Annotated in this window: 11 protein-coding genes; 8 read left to right on the top strand and 3 right to left on the bottom strand. The window is 51.3% G+C overall.

What is annotated here, in order from left to right; translation table 11 throughout:
* Positions 1 to 118: 118 nt before the first annotated feature.
* The 7 genes from ABEB26_RS22570 to ABEB26_RS22600 all read left to right on the top strand — a co-directional run bounded on the left by ABEB26_RS22570 (position 119) and on the right by ABEB26_RS22600 (position 12,456).
* The gene (locus tag ABEB26_RS22570; RefSeq protein ID WP_345724346.1) at positions 119 to 1,615 is read left to right on the top strand and encodes an aldehyde dehydrogenase family protein; all 1,497 of its coding nucleotides are present in this window, start codon (positions 119 to 121) and stop codon (positions 1,613 to 1,615) included.
* A 186-nt stretch (positions 1,616 to 1,801) separates the two neighbouring features.
* A complete protein-coding gene (locus ABEB26_RS22575; protein WP_345724347.1) occupies positions 1,802 to 4,348 on the top strand; it encodes a flippase activity-associated protein Agl23 in 2,547 nt (848 codons plus the stop codon).
* Positions 4,349 to 4,392: 44 nt separating this feature from the next.
* Positions 4,393 to 7,923: a flippase activity-associated protein Agl23 gene (locus ABEB26_RS22580; protein ID WP_345724349.1), complete on the top strand. Its 3,531-nt coding sequence runs from the start codon at positions 4,393 to 4,395 to the stop codon at positions 7,921 to 7,923.
* 136 nt (positions 7,924 to 8,059) lie between these two features.
* Positions 8,060 to 8,461 carry a hypothetical protein gene (locus tag ABEB26_RS22585; RefSeq protein WP_345724350.1) on the top strand — a complete coding sequence of 134 codons (402 nt, stop codon included), beginning with the start codon at positions 8,060 to 8,062 and terminating at the stop codon, positions 8,459 to 8,461.
* Positions 8,462 to 8,974: 513 nt separating this feature from the next.
* A complete protein-coding gene (locus tag ABEB26_RS22590; protein WP_345724351.1) occupies positions 8,975 to 10,396 on the top strand; it encodes an aspartate ammonia-lyase in 1,422 nt (473 codons plus the stop codon).
* A 177-nt stretch (positions 10,397 to 10,573) separates the two neighbouring features.
* Positions 10,574 to 11,833 (top strand): WGR domain-containing protein, encoded by a 1,260-nt coding sequence (locus ABEB26_RS22595; protein WP_345724352.1) that lies wholly within the window; start codon positions 10,574 to 10,576, stop codon positions 11,831 to 11,833.
* A gap of 29 nt (positions 11,834 to 11,862) precedes the next feature.
* Positions 11,863 to 12,456, top strand: coding sequence for a hypothetical protein (locus tag ABEB26_RS22600; RefSeq protein ID WP_345724353.1), 594 nt, complete (start codon positions 11,863 to 11,865; stop codon positions 12,454 to 12,456).
* A gap of 167 nt (positions 12,457 to 12,623) precedes the next feature.
* On the opposite strand, the gene alr is transcribed toward ABEB26_RS22600, so the two are convergent.
* A complete protein-coding gene (gene alr, locus ABEB26_RS22605; RefSeq protein ID WP_345724354.1) occupies positions 12,624 to 15,179 on the bottom strand; it encodes an alanine racemase in 2,556 nt (851 codons plus the stop codon).
* A gap of 206 nt (positions 15,180 to 15,385) precedes the next feature.
* On the opposite strand from alr, the gene ABEB26_RS22610 reads away from it, so the two are divergent.
* A complete protein-coding gene (locus ABEB26_RS22610; RefSeq protein WP_041304953.1) occupies positions 15,386 to 15,598 on the top strand; it encodes a helix-turn-helix domain-containing protein in 213 nt (70 codons plus the stop codon).
* Between the two features lie 59 nt (positions 15,599 to 15,657).
* Here the strand turns inward: ABEB26_RS22610 and ABEB26_RS22615 are convergent, their stop codons facing one another.
* Together ABEB26_RS22615 and ABEB26_RS22620 are read right to left on the bottom strand one after the other, a co-directional pair.
* A complete protein-coding gene (locus ABEB26_RS22615) occupies positions 15,658 to 16,611 on the bottom strand; it encodes a glycyl radical enzyme family protein (protein WP_345724355.1) in 954 nt (317 codons plus the stop codon).
* A gap of 177 nt (positions 16,612 to 16,788) precedes the next feature.
* Positions 16,789 to 18,153 carry an ATP cone domain-containing protein gene (locus tag ABEB26_RS22620; RefSeq protein ID WP_345724356.1) on the bottom strand — a complete coding sequence of 455 codons (1,365 nt, stop codon included), beginning with the start codon at positions 18,151 to 18,153 and terminating at the stop codon, positions 16,789 to 16,791.
* Positions 18,154 to 18,377: the final 224 nt, after the last annotated feature.

The following is an 18,377-nucleotide window of genomic DNA, read 5'->3' on the forward strand; positions in this document are numbered from 1 at the left end:
CGTTCTTCGTGTCCTTCGTGGTTAAAAAAGCTCGGGGTCTTCTGCCTTCATCCCTCGTCGCCCCAAGCTTGTATGGTAAGATAAGGCAAGATTTGATTTTACTTCACGGAGGACAACGATGTCGGACCATAAGGTGTACTATAACTACATTGGCGGCGAGTGGGTGCCAGCGCGTTCGGGCAAGACCTACGAGAACCGCAACCCCGCCGATACCCGCGATGTGATTGGCATCTTCCCCGACTCTGGTGCTGAGGATATTGCCGATGCGGTTGCTGCGGCTAAAGAGGCCTATAATGCATGGCGACTTGTGCCAGCTCCCAAGCGTGGCGAGTTGCTGTATCGGGCTTCGCAAATTCTTCAAGAACGCAAAGAGCAATATGCCAACGATATGACCCGTGAAATGGGCAAGGTTTTGGCCGAAACCCGTGGCGATGTGCAAGAAGCGATCGACATGGGCTATTTTATGGCTGGCGAAGGTCGGCGTTTGTATGGCGTAACCACGCCCTCGGAATTGCCCAATAAATTCCAGATGAGCGTGCGCCAACCCTTGGGCGTGTGTGGCTTGATTACGCCATGGAACTTCCCAATGGCCATCCCATCGTGGAAGATCTTTCCAGCCTTGATTTGTGGTAATACCGTGGTGATCAAGCCTGCCGAAGATACCCCGCTCTCAACCTACAACTTTGTGCAAGCTTTGGTTGATGCTGGCCTACCCAAAGGTGTGGTCAATATTGTTTCAGGCCATGGCCCAACTGCAGGCGAGCCATTGGTGCAACATCCCGATGTTAAAGTGATTTCGTTCACTGGCTCAACCGAAGTTGGTCGCCATGTTTCAACCTTGTGTGCTCAACAGGGCAAGCATGTGTCGCTCGAAATGGGTGGCAAAAACCCCATGATCATCATGGACGATGCTGATCTTGATTTGGTGTTGGCGGGCGCGGTTTGGGGTGCGTTTGGCACAACTGGACAACGCTGTACCGCGACCTCACGGATTATTGCCCATCGGGCGATTGTTGATGAACTGACCAGCCGCATCCAAGCCGAAGCCAAAACCATTCAAGTGGGCAATGGTTTAGTCGACGGCATGCAAATGGGGCCATCAATTAATCAAGGCCAATTGAGCGTGGTTGAAAAATATGTCAAGATTGGCCGCGAAGAAGGCGCTGAATTAGTGCTAGGCGGCGAACGCTTGACTGATGGCGATTTAGGCCATGGTTTCTTCCATCAGCCAACCATTTTTGGCAATGTCAAACGTAATATGCGGATCGCTCAAGAGGAAATTTTCGGGCCAGTGGTTTCGATCATTCCGGTTGATAGCCTTGAAGAAGCGATTGATGTTGCCAACGATGTGCCTTATGGCTTGTCATCGTCGATTTACACCCGCAATGTCAACAATGCCTTCATTGCCATGCGCGATCTCTACACTGGGATTGTCTATGTCAATGCGCCAACCATTGGGGCCGAAATTCACCTGCCCTTCGGCGGCACCAAAGGCACTGGCAACGGCAAGCGCGAAGGCGGCACGCAGGTGCTCGATACTTACAGCGAATGGAAATCGTTGTATGTCGATTACAGTGGTGGCTTGCAACGCGCCCAAATCGATAACGCCGAATAACCATTATTTCAGCCGCGAGCCAGCCGTTGGGCTGGCTCTTGGTTGGGATACAAAAGCGCGTTAAGACTTTGTTTCTTGTCACTCCCCCCTCGTTCGAGTACAATACCAAAAAATTCTGGCACATTTCGTTGTCTCAATGAGCAGCGCTGCTCCAACCCCTTTGCAACGACACGAGAACACACACTTATGATCGCAACATCTTCACGACAGGTAGCCGTGCCACGCACACAACGTCGCCGCTTCACGGTTGAACATCTGGCCTATATTGGCCTTGGCTTGCTCTCGGTGCTGATGCACTTGTGGGCGCTTGGCGGTCGATCATTGCACCACGATGAAACGATTCATGCCTATTATTCGTGGTTGCTCTATCGCGGCGATGGCTATTTGCATGATCCATTGACCCACGGGCCGTTTTTGTATTATTGGACAGCCTTGCAATACTTTTTGTTTGGCGACAATGAGTTTACGGCACGTTTGGCCGCTGCGACCTTTGGGATTGCTCTAACCCTCACACCTTGGCTGTTACGCAAAAATATTGGGCGCGGCACGGCCTTGTTGATGGTGGGCTATCTGTTAATTTCACCAGTAACCTTGTATGTTGGGCGCTTTATTCGCCACGATATTTTTGCGGTTACCCAAGAAATTATCTGTCTGATTGCGATCATTCGTTATATTTCCACTCGCCATGTGCGCTGGATTTATATTTTCTTTGCCTCGTTTGCCTTGATGTTTGTGACGATTGAGACCTCATATCTCTTTACCCTGACCCTTGGCAGTTTTATTGTGCTGGTCACCTTGTGGCAAGTCAACCGCAAACTGTTGATTCTGTTTGGGGTCTATGGCTTGTTGGCAGTGGCCTGTCTCAAGGGCATCCCTGATCATCGTGGCCTCTTGGTTGCATCGAATGGCAACCCAGCCCCAGTGCTCGATGCCAATGGCCAAGAGCAATGGTTACCGCTGCCGTTGGTGACCGAAAGCCAAGCCTTGGTCGTGCGTAATCAAGGCGATGATCTGTTTTTCGATGACACCGCCAATGGTGGTTTCCGCCAAGGCTACTTCTCGAAATTGCGCGAAACGTTGTTTGGCATTAGCGCGGCTGAGGTGCAATCGAACCCGAGCCGCCTCTATCACCAAGTTAAAAATCAAACGCTCTATGGCAATAACGGCGTGTTTATGCACATGCCAATTACCGCCTTGACGCTGCTCACAGTGGTCTTTTTGATCGCGGTGATTGTGATTATTTGGTTTTACAAGGGCAAAGATCAAACCCAAACCATGTGGAAACGGGCAGTCAGCCACGCCCCAGAACGTAGTTTATTGCCAGCCTTGGATTCGCTTTGGAGCATTCATGGGGCACTGGCGGTCATTTTGGGTTTAGTAATTTACGCCGCCTTCTTCACCTCGTTTGGAGTGCATCCGGTTGGCGTGGTTTCGGGGATTGCTGGCTCGCTATTGTATTGGGTGGCGCAACACGATGTTGAGCGCGGCGGTCAGCCCAGCCATTATTATTTTGTGCAATTGCTAGTCTACGAGCCATTACTGCTCTTTGCTGGCTTTGCGGCCACCTTGGCAGGTATCGGCCACTTAGTATTGCAAATCAAACGCGGCGCTGCCTTGACGGCTCAGCGCATGGCTCCTGGCTTGTTGGCATGGTGGGCGGCTGGCTCATTTGCCTTGTATAGCTGGGCGGGCGAGAAAATGCCATGGATCACCTTGCACGTGGCAGTACCATTGATTTTTATTGCGGCTTGGGGCATTGGGCGGATCTTCGATTGGGGCTTTCAGCCAATTCAAAAAGCTTGGCTCAGCAGCAAAATGCCAACCCGCCGCGATGAATGGCTTGGGCTGTTCAGCTATTTGACGGTGGTCGGTTTGGTTGCGAGCTATGCACTCATGCAATTGGTACGCATGATTCGCATCCAACCCAACATTGCACCAACTGGCAGCCCCGCCACACCGATGTTCCTCGTAAGCATGATCTTAATTGTGCTGGCAATTACGGGCTTTTATAGCTTATTCCATGGCTGGCGGCGAGCGCTCACAGGGCTTACCTTGGCCTTAACCATTATGTGGAGTGCCTATTCATTCCGCTCTGCTTGGCGCTTGAACTACCAAAATGGCGATATTCCAGTGGAAATGCTGGTGTATGTGCAAAGTTCGCCCGATGTTGGCCGCGTGATGGACGATTTGCGCAAAATCTCGGTTGCCGAGACAGGCCGTATGGAATTGCCGATTATGTACGATAATGAGCAAATCTGGAAGTGGTATGTGCGCGAATATACCAAGGCGGTCGGCTTTTCTGGCTCGATGAATAGCCCAGCTAGCGCTGAAACAGCGGCAATTTTGATGATCGACAGCAATTGGTCAACCAACGAAGCCAATGTGCAAGGCTTCCTTGAAGGGCGCTTCCCATTGCGTTGGTGGTTCCCTGAAGGCCAGTTTTATCGCTTTGCCGAAGTGCCTAAGCTTGATGCCAATGGCCAAACCATGCGTGATAGCGATGGCGAGCAAGTGATGCAACCTGCACCATATGATCAAGATTCAACAATTGGGCGGGTGTTGCGCGACCCATTTGATGCTAAAACCCAAAATGAGCTTTGGCGCTACTTGCTGTTCCGTCAGCCGCCAGGCCAACTCTCATCGGTTGACTTTAAAGTCTATGTTCGCCCGCGCTATGCCCACGTGTTGGGCGTACAAGCTCAAAACGTGAATGGCCAATCGCAGGTGCGTTAGGCCCGGTCTGTGTTTCCACTTTGTAACGAGATGATTTGTTGCTTATGACCACACCTGACTTAACCAAAAAGCGTCTGCGTCGCGCTCAGCCAATCCAAGTGCGCCGTCGGCAGAGTTCATCATGGTTAGATCGTTCGATTGCATTTAGCTGGCTGAATAGCGAGCTGATCGGCTATGTTGTGTTGATTGCGCTAAGTGTGTTTATGCACTTGTGGCAATTGGGCAATATGGCCATGCACCACGATGAATCGATCCATGCCAAATATAGCTGGCAGTTTTATATGGGCAAGGGCGGTTTCCAATGTGGCCTGAACAGTGCCCAGTCGGATACCTACTGTTATAACCCGGTTTTTCATGGCCCAACCCTGTATCTCAGCACCTATCTGAGCTACTTTTTATTTGGGGCGAGCGATGCCACCGCCCGTTTGCCAATGGCAGTAGCGGGGATTGCCTTGGTCGCTTCGTGTTGGATGTTACGGCCCTTGATTGGCAAACGCGCTGCTTTGTTGAGCGCTGGCTTGATGGTGCTCTCACCAACCTTGCTCTACTTCACGCGCTTTGCTCGCCACGATGCCTTGGCAATTCTGTTCACCTTCTGGTTGATGGTCGGCTTGTTGCGCTTTTGGCAATCTGGCCGCAGTCGCTGGCTCAATTTGGCCATGGCTAGTTTGGCGCTGCTCTGGGCAACTCATGAGTTGGTCTTTATCATTGGCTTTATCATTATCAGCTTTTTGGCGCAACGTTGGCTCTGGGAAGTTTTAGGCTCGAAAAAATTCGTGATTGGCTCAGGTATTTTGATGGCCGTCACTGGGATTTTGATGATCTTCCAGCCACATGTCTCGCTGCCAACCGCCACCAATCAAACTGCCAATGAATTAAATTTTGGTGGAATCGGCTTGATTGGCTTTTCAACCTTGCTATTTGGGCAACTGATCAGCTTGCGTTGGAGTGAAGCGCCGCTGTTTCGTCAAGGTTTGCGCTATGTCAATAAATGGGTCTTTTGGCAAGCTTTCGCCTCGTTTGCCGTAACCTTTATTGTCTTATTCAGCACGTTCTTCACCTACCCACGCGGGATAGGTGATGGCCTATTTGCTGGAATTAGCTATTGGTTTGGCACGCAGCAAACCTATGCCCGTGGCGACCAGCCATGGTTCTACTATTTCATGCAATTGGGCATCTACGAATTATTGCCCGTTAGCCTGACCTTGGTGGGTTTAGGTGGTTGGCTGGCCAAAATTGGCTGGCGCAAGGCGGTTACCAATTCGAGCTTGTGGGATGAAACCAGCACTGAAACCACCAAACCTGCCGAGGCCGAGGCTGCTAGTGCTCAGCCCGCAGCCGAAGCTGAACCAGCAGTTGTCGCAATTGAGCCAATCGTCGATGGCATTCCGGTTGGTGAAAATCCAGTTGTGATTGCTGGCCAAACCTCATATATGGCCCAAGCTGAAGCCGAAGCCAATGCAACCAAACCTGGATTCGAAGAAACAGTGCCAGCAGTTTGGTTAGGATTTTTATTCTATTGGTTCCTGATGGCCTTGACCGTGTTTTCGTGGGCTGGCGAGAAAATGCCCTGGCTGACGATTCACATGACCTTGCCAGCAGTTTTGGCAGGAGCCTGGGCGCTCGATAAAATCGTTGAGCGCACCAATTGGGCCGAAACCAAGCGCACAATTGCATGGTTGGCAATTCCCTTGGGCAGCATCGCCTTTGCCCTGATTATTGCGATTATGGGGTCGATTGGTGCTTCAACCGGAGCCAGCCAACAGGTGATGACCACCCGCGTCAGTGGTTTCTTGCTGGTCGTGTTGTTGCTGATCGTTGGGGTGTTGCTGTGGATGTTGGCGCAACGGGCACGTTTGCGCATCATCACGGCTTTTGCCACATTAGGAATTTTGGCACTTTTAGGGATTTATAGCCTGCGCTCCAGTGTCGTCGCGGCTTATATTCAACCAGATGTGCCGGTGGAATTTTTGGTGTATACCCAAACTGCCCCTGATATGCCAGTGATTGTGCGTGAAGCTGAGCGTTTGGCAATTAGCCAAACCCGCAACAGTCGCTCAATCGAAGATCCAACTGGCGGCCATACCATGAAAATCCTGATTAGCTCAGGCGATGATTCAAGCCCAAGCCGTGAAGGTGGCCTGAATCAGCCGCTCGATTGGTATTTCCGCGATTGGACGAATATTCAGTGGGTGAGTAAGAGCCAAATCGCCACGCTCGACCAAACGATGCTCGATGCGCCAATGGCGATCTTCTCGAAATCGAATTTAGCTGCTGATACGACCCAACGGATGGAGCAAGCAGGCTATGTGCAGCTCTATGATACGTTTCATAACTGGTGGTTCCCTGAAACTAGCAGCGATGGCTTATCAAGTTATAAAGAAAAGCTGTATGATCCGGCCTATGGCTGCGATCCTGCACTCAAAGGCCAGCAAGATATCAATGGACGCTCGAAATTCAACTGTACCTTGGGCGGCGCATTCATTCTGACATGGCCTTTCCGTCCATCAAATTGGGTCACACTGCGCGAATATATGCTCTCGCGCGAGTTGCCCGACGCGGTTTCGTTGAGTGGTCGCGAGATTGTAGTCTTCGTCAAGCGCGATTTGGCTAGTTTGCCCGTTGGCGAGGGAGGTGCAGTTAGTGGTACAGGTAGCACGCTCAAACTGGTTTCCGAAGGCCAATTATTGGGCGATGAACCAGCCGAACCACGTGGCATTGCAACTGGCCCCGATGGCTCAGTCTATATCGCCGATGCACCAAATAATCGCATTTTGGTCTATCAAACCGACAGCCAAACCCGCATTATCAGCGGCACGAACACTGGCGCATTGCTCGAACCATCAGGCGTTGCAGTCGATGAACAGGGCTTTGTTTATGTTGCCGATACTTGGAATGCCCGGATTGCTAAGTTCAACCCGCAAGGCAATTTTGTCACCAGTTGGGGTAGCGGCAGCGAAGAATTACAACCAGGTTCAGGCAAGCGCTTGACCCGTACTGGCGGTACAACCGAAGGCAATAGCGCCAATCCACTAGGCTTCTTTGGGCCGCGCAACTTGGTGGTCAGTGGTGGCCGCGTCTATATCGCCGACACAGGCAACAAACGGGTAGTTGTCACTGATACTGATGGCAATTATCTCGGTCAAGTTGGTACTGCTGGCGCAGGCATCGGCCAATTCAACGAGCCAATTGGCTTGGGCATTGCCAACAACAATTTATATGTTGGTGATACATGGAATGGTCGAATTCAAGTGTTCCCACTTGATGCCAACGGCGTTCCACAAGGTATACCAAGCGTGCAATGGCCAGTTGCTGGTTGGCAAACCGATACCTACCTCGACCCATTTATCGCGGTTGATAGTCAAGGTCGGGTGGCTGCGGCCATTCCTAGCAAAAATCAAGTTGCCTTGTATGGAGCAACCGGTCAATTGCTGTTGGTTTGGGGTGGTCAAGGCAACGACGATGCCTCAACTGGCCAGCCCAGCGGCATGGCCTTCGCCCCAGATGGCAGCGTGTATGTCAGCGAAAAAGCCAATCGCCGGATTCAGCGCTGGGTTCTGCCCAAAGTTCGCTAAATTGTCCTAGCTTGCTACAAGCCCATGGTTTTGACCATGGGCTTGTATAGTTAATCGGGTTTGCTATGCTACAATGGCGTTAATTCCAGCCCCATTTTGTTGATCAACTGCTCTTTTGCGTAGGTGAAGGTGTGCTATGACTCAGCCGCAAACCACATATGACCCCGACAGCGATAGCCTGTTGTTACGTTTGGCCTATGGTGATGAATGGTTGCAGTTTGATTTAAACGACTATGTGCAGGTCGAGACCGATCCCCAATTGCAAACCTGCTATGCCTTGACCTTGAATGATTATTCGCTGCTGATTGCCCAAACCAAGTATGGTCAGCGCTTTTTTCCTCTTGATGGCTTGCAAACGCTCAAACCCGAACAGCAAGAACGGCTGCTTGAATTATTGCTGAGCCAAGGCTTACAACCATTTTTAAGCGTTGCCGCCTTCACCCCATCGTTGGTCGATACTGTCCCGATGATCACCATCCACGATTCGATCAGCTTTGATCAGGCCGAATGGCAATTGCGCTTTGGCCAATATCGCTAAATTTGGCCACCGACGAACACAAGCCCTCAAGCTAAATCAACTTTTTAACGCAGAGGCGCAGAGCATGATCAAGCTAAGAGTTATCGGAATATTTTGGGGATTTCGCTCGATCTAAAAGCCAATCGCCGATAGCCTTAGGTTGTCGATCAAAACTCCCGATCTCTTATCCCCAACAACCGATCCCCATTCCCTATGCTCTATGTTCTATGTGTAATGGTTCATTGGGTTGGCAACGCATGGCATGCCCTCACCCCCTCGCCCGCACGCGAGGCGAGGGGGAACCGCTCCAACAATGCTCCCCTCGCCCGCCGCCGTGGGCGGCGGGCTGGGAGTGAGGGCACGAGCACTGGTTGTTAACCTCATAATCCATTACAGCTATGCTCTATGTTCTATGCTCTATGTTCTTTCTGTAGTTAAATCTGCCACTTTTGCTTGGTAAGTATCGACCTGCATGATTAAAAGCATCGCGTATAATAGGCCATATATTGATTCGACCTTTCATGTGGAGGTTTTATGTCGGCTGAGTTTCGTGTGGAGAAAGATTCGCTCGGTGAGGTACAGGTGCCAGCATGGGCATTGTATGGGGCACAAACTCAACGAGCAGTGCAGAATTTCCCCATCAGCGGGCTGAAACAGTATCCTGCATTCATTTGGTCAATGGCGACGATCAAAAAGGCCGCCGCTCTTGTCCACCAAGATTTAGCGTTGCTCGATGCCAAAATGGCCGCCGCGATTGTGCAAGCAGCCGATGAAGTGATCGACGGCAAATTGAATGATCACTTTGTGGTTGACCCATTTCAAGCTGGCGCTGGTACATCGCACAACATGAATATCAATGAAGTGATATCCAATCGGGCTAACCAAATTTTGGGCTACGAGATTGACGACCCCAAAAAGCCCGTCAACCCCAACGATCACGTTAATATGGCCCAAAGCACCAACGACACGATTCCAACCGCTTTGCGTTTGGGCGCGTTGTGGCGCTTGGATGAGTTGATCAACACAGTTTTGGGCTTGGCCGAAACATTCGCCACCAAAGGCCAAGAATTCGATCATGTGCTCAAATCTGGCCGTACTCACTTGCAAGATGCTGTACCAGTACGCTTGGGCCAAGAATTCAATGCTTATGCCAAGGCTGTGCGCCTTGATGCCAAACGCATCCAAGCCGCTGGCGATCGCTTGCGCGAACTGGGCATCGGTGGAACTGCTACAGGTTCGGGATTAAACGCTCACCCTGAGTATCACCATCGTATGGTCACGAAGTTGATGGGCTTGACTGGAATTGAATTGCGCACATCAGACGATTTGTTTGAACGCATGCAAAGCATGGGCGACCAAGCCGATTTCTCTGGCTCAATGCGGGCCTTGTGTGTCACCTTGATTCGGATTGCCAATGACTTGCGTTTGTTGGCTTCTGGCCCAGCCACCGGCTTGGACGAAATTCGCTTGCCAGCCGTTCAGCCAGGCTCGTCGATTATGCCTGGCAAAGTCAATCCAGTCTTGGCCGAAATGCTCAACCAAGCCTGTTTTCATGTGATGGGCAATGATCACGCAGTAACCTTGGCCGCTCAAGCTGGCCAGTTAGAACTTAACGTGATGATGCCAATCATCGGCTATAACATTTTCCAAATGATGGATGTGTTGATCGGGGCAGTCAAGGCCTTTACCGAAAAGTGTGTCTTGGGCATTCAAGCCAACGAAGAAAAAGCCACAGGTTGGTTGGCCAAGAACGCCATTTTGGTAACCGCGCTCAACCCAACGATTGGCTATCTCAAAGGCGCTGAAGTAGCCAAAGAAGCTATGGCGACCAATCGCACCATCCGCGAAGTGGTCGTCGAAAAAGGCTATTTGACCGCTGAAGAAGCCGATAGCTTGCTCGACGTGCGGGCCATGACCGAAGGCGGCATCTTCGGTGGTGGCGGCGCTGGCGGCTAAAATACAAGCCAAATCCAACGATTTCAACCCCTTGCTCAGCGTGAGCAGGGGGTTTTTGCTTGCTGGCCGCAACGCCAAAACTGTGACTTTGTTTGACACAGCAGTTTGCTAAAGTAAGGCCAGCAAAACCAAGTGACCCAATGCACAGGTTTGAGCGTTAGACAATGGTTTGAGTATATGCGAGGTGCAATTGTGGGTACGGCAAGCGCTGCGCCGCAAGGCGAACCAACCCAGCGCCGCAAGTTCCAGCTGACCAACTTGGATGGTAATAACAACAAATACTATCTGGTTGAGATTTGGCAGCTTGCAGCACATGATGTTTATTTTCGCGCTACCTATGGTCGGGTTGGCTCTGCCGCCCAAATCGATGAGAAAGTGACAACCCAAGAATGGATCGAGCGCAAAATTCGTGAAAAGCTCAAAAAGGGCTATCACGAGGTAGCGTTACACCGCCCAACGGTGGTTGCCGCGGCGCCAGCGCCAGTTGTAACGCTGGCTGAGCCAATTCGCAAGGTGATTGATTATATTTTCGATGAGGCTGGCGAGGGCATTGCTTCGTATTTGGCTGTTGGCCTTGATGCAATTTCGGCTGAGCAAATTGAGCATGGCCGTAAGTTATTGGCCTTAGCCCAGTTGCAACATAGCACATGGCAACACAGCCAAACGCCTGCCAATTTGGCCTTGCTCAGCAGCACGGTTCAACATTTTTACAATACAGTACCAACCAAATTGCCTAGCCGGATTAAGCGTGAAACTGTTGTCGAGAATTTTTGTAACGATTTCGACCAACAAGAAACGCGCTTGCACCAGCTTGAGGCGGCGATTGCCACAATGACGGCCCAGCAGCAAAATCCCCAGGTTTCACGCTACGAAACCTTGGGCGCTGATTTGGATGTATTGCCACAAAGCGACGATCGCTATCGCCAAATTTGCGATTATGTGGATCGAACTAGCGTGCATGGCTATAAAGTGCGGGTCAACAGCGTTTTCACAATCAACATTGCTGCCGACCGCCGTACCTTTGAGCAAAACCAACTTGGCCGGAGCAATACTCAGTTGCTATTCCACGGCACGGCGGGGCAAAATGTGCGCCACATCTTGCGTAGCGGCCTTGTTTGCCCGCGCACACCCTCAAATGGACGCATGTTTGGTCACGGAATTTATTTCGCCAATAAGGCTACCAAATCAATTAATTATTGCTCAGTGCGGCGGCGCAATCGCCCGATGTTTCTTTTTTTGGCTGATGTGGCTTTGGGCAATCCGTATGTTGCGCCAACTGCTCAGAGCGATTTTCGGGCTGCGCCCAAGGGATTCGATTCGGTTTGGGGCAAGGCTCAACATACCGTCGCTTGGGCCGGCAAACTGCAATACGATGAATTTATTGTCTATCAATCAGCCCAACAAACCTTACGCTATTTGGTGCTTTTCGACCGCTAAAAACGACACTATCAACTTTGGAGGCTTGTATGCAACTCGGTGATTGGGTTGAATTTCAAATTATTGTTAGCAAACAATCAAAAGGCCCAGGCAGTACGCCAACCACCCAAAATATGGGGCGGGTGCGCCGCGGAATGGTGATTGGGGTGCGCAATGTCTATGATGTGGTTGGTGGCAATCCGCCCCAATTAGCCAATCCCCAACCAGTTTTGATTGTGGCGGTTTCGTTGCATCGGGCTTACCGGGTTTTCCCCCACGATGCCACGCTGACCAATCCGCCAACCCCACGCCGCAGCCGCCAACGCCGCGTTGCTGCGCCACCAGCCCAAACGGTGGTTCATGGCAACGATGACGATGATTGGCACGCTGTCGATGATCAGGCATTAAGTTTATTAATCGCCGAACAAATTGGCAATTGGATTACCGCAGGCCAAATGTTTACCGCCTACGATATTACGATGGCCTTGCGCACCGCCAACCCACGCTTGATCATCAAGCATGAACGAGTCCGACCATTGGTCCATGAAGTGATGGCTTCGGCGGTGGTCAGCGGTTTGTACGAACGCGAAAGCGCCTCGTTCAATAGCAACCAAGCCACCCGCTACTTGCCAATTGAAGCGTAAACCAGAACATAGAACATAGAATATCGAAACCGCGAAGAACACGAAGATCGCAAAGATTAACTAGGTGGTATGTTTGAATTGCCGCTAACCGGAATAGGACGATACATCCAACCTTCGTGCTCTTCGTGTTCTTCGTGGTTACTGGCCTCTAATCCCTACCCCCTCGTTTAGCGCTCAGCGAAATGCTCAACTGGCTCGCGGGGCACGCGTGGCAAGATTGCCGAAACCACTTCATAGGCATTTGTGCCCAACCACGCAGCCACTTCCTCCGCCCGAATTCGATCTGCGCCCTGTTGACCGATCAGCACGACTTGATCGCCGCGTTGCACAGCATCAAGCTCAGTTACATCGATCATGGCATAATCCATACAAACCCGTCCCACGACTGGCACGCGCTGACCATGAATCAGAACTTCACGCCAAGGCTGGGGTGCACGCCGAAATCCATCGGCATAACCCACTGGAATGGTGGCAATCCGCGAGGCACGGCTGGTGACAAAGGTACAGCCATACGAAATTGGGCTACCTGCTGGCAACTCGCGTACTTGGGCAACCTCAGTCTGGAATTCTAAAACTGGCTGGAGATTCAAAGGCACATCACTGCTTGGGTCGATGCCATACAGCCCAATTCCGGCTCGCACCATATCATAGCGAGCACGTGGATGAACCATGGCCGCAGCACTATTGGCGGCATGCACCACAGGCGGTCGTAATCCACGCTGAGTTAATTGATCAAGCAGCGTTTGAAAACGTTGTAATTGCAAGCTAAAAAAGCTGGCATCAGCCTCATCGGCATTGGCAAAATGGGTGAAAATACCGACAACTTCGATGCTCGCCAAGCCCTGCAACCATTCAATAAAACCGACTGCTTGCTCAACCGCCAAACCCAGTCGCGCCATCCCAGTATCAATTTTGATATGGACTTGGGCTTTTAAACCTAAGGCTAAGGCCTGCTCGTGCAACGATTGAGCAACATGGCGATCAAAGAGCGCCACACTGATCCGATTGAGCAAAGCTTCGCGCATTTGCCAGGCTGGTGTATAGCCCAAAATCAAAATTGGCGCAGCAATATCAGCTTGGCGCAAGTGCAGTGCTTCGCCCAAAGTTGCTACCGCCAACGAGCTTGCACCATTTAATAAGACGGTGCGGGCTGAACGAACTGCGCCATGACCATAAGCATCGGCTTTGAGCACCGCCATGACTGGCACACCAACCACCCGACGAAGCACTTGCACATTGCTCGCTAAAGCATCAAGATCGATTCGCACAGTCGTAGGCCGATCGGGCAGGCCAATGCGTACATTGCGCCAAACATGTTCTTGGCGCACCAACACCTGCCGTGGATCGGCTTCAGGAGCCAACAAGCCCGCGACCACATGTTCCAACCGCGCGTCAGCCGCACCCTTGACCAACACTAAATCGCCTTCCCCAAGATCGTTTGGGATCGCGGCCAAGACTGCCGCCGCACTATGTACACTGATGGTGTTAATTTGATACCCGTGAGTTGCACTTGCTTCACGTGCACTCGTAGCAGCAAGCGCTGCTTGGTCGCCTTTAGTAATCAGTAAATCGACATGTTGGGCGGCGATTTGGCCTGCTTGTTGATGAAAGCGAGCACTAGCAGCGCCCAATTCTGCCATATCACCGAGAATCGCAATCCGTCGGCGGGCTGGCAACGAACCAAGCGTTTGCAAGGCTGCATAAACCGATTCGGGCGCAGCATTAAAGGTATCATCAATAATCGTCGCGCCATTGCGTCCAGCCAACGGATTGAAACGGCCATGAACTGGAGGCAAACCAGCTAAGGCTTCCCGCATTTCGGCCAAACTGAGGCCAGCAACATAGCCCACGGCAATTGCAAAGGCGGCAGCCTGAACACTTGGCACGCCACTTGCTAAGAGTTGAATACATTCAGGGGCATGTTCAGGTATGTGGATAGTGAATCGGGTTGACTGAACGGTGCTGGTCACATTGCTCCAACGAATCTCACACGCTGCATTCTGCCCAACCCGCAGAAGGCGAGCGTGCGTTTGTTCAGCCATTGCAGCCACAAGAGGATCGTCGCCATTCAAGATTGCGTAACCGTGGGCGGGTAACTGTTGAATAATCGCGGCTTTTTCATGGGCAATCGCGGCTTGTGAGCCAAATGCCCCAAAATGAGCCGAACCAACATTGGTGACAATCCCAATCTCGGGGGGGAAAAGCTGGCACAGCTGGGCAATCTCGCCTGGGTGATCAGCCCCAAACTCTAAAACTGCCCATTGCTGAGCCGCAAGCTCGGCCATGGTCACCGATAAGCCTAAATCGGCATTGAACGAACGTGGGCTACGCAACACCGAGTAGCGGCTTGCCAATACATGGGCAATCGCTCGTTTGGTTGAGGTTTTGCCAACGCTGCCAGTAATTGCTACTGTGCGCGGCGCGTGTTTGGCAAACTGAGCCTTGGCCCAACTGCGCAGTAAGATTAAAGGATCGTTACAAACTAGAACGGTAATCGATGCAGGAATGACGCTAGGTGCATATTGACAGACCACTCCGGTTGCTCCAGCGGCAATTGCATCGCGAATAAAACCATGGCCATCAGCCCGCGCTGTTTGGAGCGCAATAAACAAATTACCAGTTTGGGTTAGGCGTGAGTCATAAGCCCAACCTGACCATTGTATTTGGTCGCCAGCTTGGGCTATTTGCGCTCCAGCAGCGATTAAATCAGCAACGTGAATCATTCAATTCCTACCAACTATCAAACCTAACCAAGTAAGTTAGGCCAGCGATCTACACCATCGTATCCCACATGGCTTCCCTACTTATGGGGATGCATTATAGCCAAAATTGGCGACTTTCGTCCTATCAGGATATGTGCATAGCGCCAAGTAGAACGGTTGTATAATCGCAGTGTGTGTTGGTATTTTATCTCGTGGAGGGATGTTTTATGCAACGGATTCGGGTAGTGCTACGCGAAGTGGCGCAACAAAAGGGGTTCAACATCACATCACTGGCCGACGCTGCCAAAGTCAACCCTGAAACGGTTCGCAAACTGTGGCACGATGAATCGAAACGCATCGACCGCGAGAACCTTGAGAAAATCGCTAATGCGCTCCAAGTTAGCCCGCTAATGCTGCTCTCAGTCGGCGGTAAAGAATGAGAAACAATGAAGGTCGGGGATTCCCGACCTTCATTGTTTCTAGCAGTAGAATATTCAATTTATAAAAAATCGATTTCGCAAGCGCCCGACATACAGGCTAATTCTTGCGCTGCAGTGGTCAAATCTTCTTCTTCGTAGCGATAGACTTTCGAGAAGTCGATTGGCGGGAATTCTGCCGCTAGTTTTTCGTATTCTTCGCGGCCAATCTCCACATACGGCATTTGGGCATAATTGGCATCAAACGATGGCAAGAAGGCCATCCCACCAATCACCTCGCGGTGTTCCCAAATCCATTTCATTACTTCCATTACTTCATCGGGCTTGTAGGTGATCGTCACCGACGGATTGTGCTCAGTCCAATTGAGTTTATTCTGCAACCAATAGTTACATTGCTCAATCGCCCCACGGCTGTTGCGAGTGATGGCATTTTCGGGTGCTTTGACTGGGAAGTGCACCACCCAAGTCGTGGCATCATCACGGGTTTGGCCATTTTCAGGGTCCATCGGCACGCCTGCATCACGCAACACTTTGTAAATTGGCGAGTGGGTGCTGACCCGCACGTTGCGAATGTAATAGGGTGCCCAGCGTGAGTGCAAGCCCGAAGCACAATCGAGCAGTTGGCTGCTGTTGCCACTTGGCTTGACACAGGTGATCGATACCGATTGATTGATGCCTAACTTTTCGGCATACTCGCGGTTGACTTCGACCGCAATTTCCAGCAAGCGGCGTTGAACTTCAGGATCTTGGGCCACTGTGCTATCCATTTGACCAGTGATATCGACACCGAGCAATCGTTCTTCTTGGCAGTTTTCCGACCATTGAGATCGCAAACCTGGGAAGTGGGTCGCCATCGATTGGATCGTGCCGATAATCGTGGCAACTTCGACTTTTTCGCGCAAGCTTTCAAATGTATCATCGGCGCGGGCAACCGCTGCCGTCAAATTACAAAACTGGTAAGGCCGCAGAATAATTTCGCCACCAAAACTGTTACCTGCTCTTGCGAGCTGCCACAACCATTTCTGTTGTGGTCTGCACCTTCAATTGGTTATACGTGCAGTTCAGAGTGCGTCACCAACTCGACTGAGTTGCCCCTTGTCACTCGTTCGCGGCTTCCCTTGCGGGCGATCCGACGACGTTACCTACTTCTAGGCTTCCATCGTTATTCAGGGTTTTCCTAGGTTGTCGCCAACTTAGGCCGCTAGGCTTAACGGATTCGTGCCAAATTCGGCGGGCTTACGACGAGCTGGGCGCATATCGATCGCGCTTTGGCGATTGAAAATGCCAGGTTCGCCGCGACCAGATTTCACCATCGACAGTACTTGCTCGATAATTTCGAGTTGGGTCAAACCACTAGCTGGCCAGACCGCTGAGTTATTAGCGTTCCAGCGTTGGCTATTTTCGCGGTCAAAATCGCCATCTTTGGCAGTCAGCATATCGTGGTCGTCGTAATCGAACAGGCTGATCATTGCTGTACGACGCACACCGCCGCTGACCGCTGCATTACCAACCGAGCACATAAGGTCGTGGGCATCGATTGAGCGCAGGAATGAGCCTTGACGTGCCAAAATACGTGAGCGAGCAAAATCGAGCATTTGGCGGAACGGCTCAGGCCCAGAAGCACGACCACCTTTGATCCGCAAGGGAGCGCCAGCAGGCCGCAATTGCGAAAGATCAAAAGTTACATCATTGCCAGCAAACCAGGTTTCTAAGCCAAAGCGAAGTGCTTCAGCCCAGCCCTCAGCCGAATCTTCGACCACATATTGAGTAGCTGGTGCGCCAGATTGACGCTTGACGCGAGGAAATTGCTCGATGTACTTGTGTTCGACTGAGAAACCCACGCCACAACCGCTCATCGAAATAATCAAGGCTTCAACAAATGAGTCGATGCTATCGACTGGTAAATACGAGCAGTTATAAATCGCAATATTGTTGCGGCGGGCGGCTGGCCCAGCCATCGCCAACAAGCGCATCGAAGGCATCGCCCGCATTTCGAGAATGGCTTGGCGCACGCGGTTGTAATCGGCATCATCAAGTTTATTGTCGGAAATTTCGCGCAAGAAATTGACTGAGCGATCGACAGTTTCGATCCAGGTTTCGCGGCGGCCTAAGTCATAATCGAAGCGCGAGTATTTATCGAAAAATTGAAATTTTTGCAACGGCGAGGGGAAATATTGATCAGATTCGGCAAACGCATGGCGAATTGCTTCTGGGACAGGGCGTTGCTCACGCTTTTTGGCATGCTCGGCGCGATAAAGAATATAGCTCTTGGCGGCTTCAAACTCGCCAGCAGCTTGCAACATCACCTCAACAGTATCTTGCACAGCCTCGACGGTTGGGGTCGTGGCATATTTGGCAGCCAAAATATTGACCACGCGCTGGGCCAATTCGGCAACGGTGGTATGCGGTTGACGGCCTAAACCAGCAAAACAGCGGGTCAAAGCGCGTTCAATCCGGGCCACATCAAACGTCACCTCACGACCATCACGCTTGATGATTGTGGTTGGCGGCGCTACTTGGCGGTCATCGAGCGGGGTCAACGTGACCTGTTCCGTCATAACCAAGTCCTTTCAAACATCCAAAATAAAGACAACAAAAAATTAAGGGTGCAATCAAAATGTGATTGTTCCCGTTGTTGGAGCAAGTATTGCTTGGTTGCGTGTGCATTTAACGCAGAGGCGCAGAGCAATTAATTTAATTTGGTTGCATTGGGGCAACCATGAATACCTAGAGAGTGAGCCTTCCCATTAAAAAACAGCAAGTAGAGAGTGCTGGCTCTTAC

Origin of the sequence: Herpetosiphon gulosus (assembly GCF_039545135.1) — a bacterium.
Classification (GTDB): domain Bacteria; phylum Chloroflexota; class Chloroflexia; order Chloroflexales; family Herpetosiphonaceae; genus Herpetosiphon; species Herpetosiphon gulosus.

Bases quoted from the DNA above. Each gene is read 5' to 3' on its own strand.
- ABEB26_RS22600 (WP_345724353.1), top strand. From the start codon at position 11,863: ATGCAACTCGGTGATTGGGTTGAATTTCAAATTATTGTTAGCAAACAA.
- ABEB26_RS22580 (WP_345724349.1), top strand. From the start codon at position 4,393: ATGACCACACCTGACTTAACCAAAAAGCGTCTGCGTCGCGCTCAGCCA.
- ABEB26_RS22620 (WP_345724356.1), bottom strand. From the start codon at position 18,153: ATGACGGAACAGGTCACGTTGACCCCGCTCGATGACCGCCAAGTAGCG.
- ABEB26_RS22570 (WP_345724346.1), top strand. From the start codon at position 119: ATGTCGGACCATAAGGTGTACTATAACTACATTGGCGGCGAGTGGGTG.
- ABEB26_RS22575 (WP_345724347.1), top strand. From the start codon at position 1,802: ATGATCGCAACATCTTCACGACAGGTAGCCGTGCCACGCACACAACGT.
- ABEB26_RS22595 (WP_345724352.1), top strand. From the start codon at position 10,574: ATGCGAGGTGCAATTGTGGGTACGGCAAGCGCTGCGCCGCAAGGCGAA.
- ABEB26_RS22610 (WP_041304953.1), top strand. From the start codon at position 15,386: ATGCAACGGATTCGGGTAGTGCTACGCGAAGTGGCGCAACAAAAGGGG.
- alr (WP_345724354.1), bottom strand. From the start codon at position 15,179: ATGATTCACGTTGCTGATTTAATCGCTGCTGGAGCGCAAATAGCCCAA.
- ABEB26_RS22585 (WP_345724350.1), top strand. From the start codon at position 8,060: ATGACTCAGCCGCAAACCACATATGACCCCGACAGCGATAGCCTGTTG.
- ABEB26_RS22590 (WP_345724351.1), top strand. From the start codon at position 8,975: ATGTCGGCTGAGTTTCGTGTGGAGAAAGATTCGCTCGGTGAGGTACAG.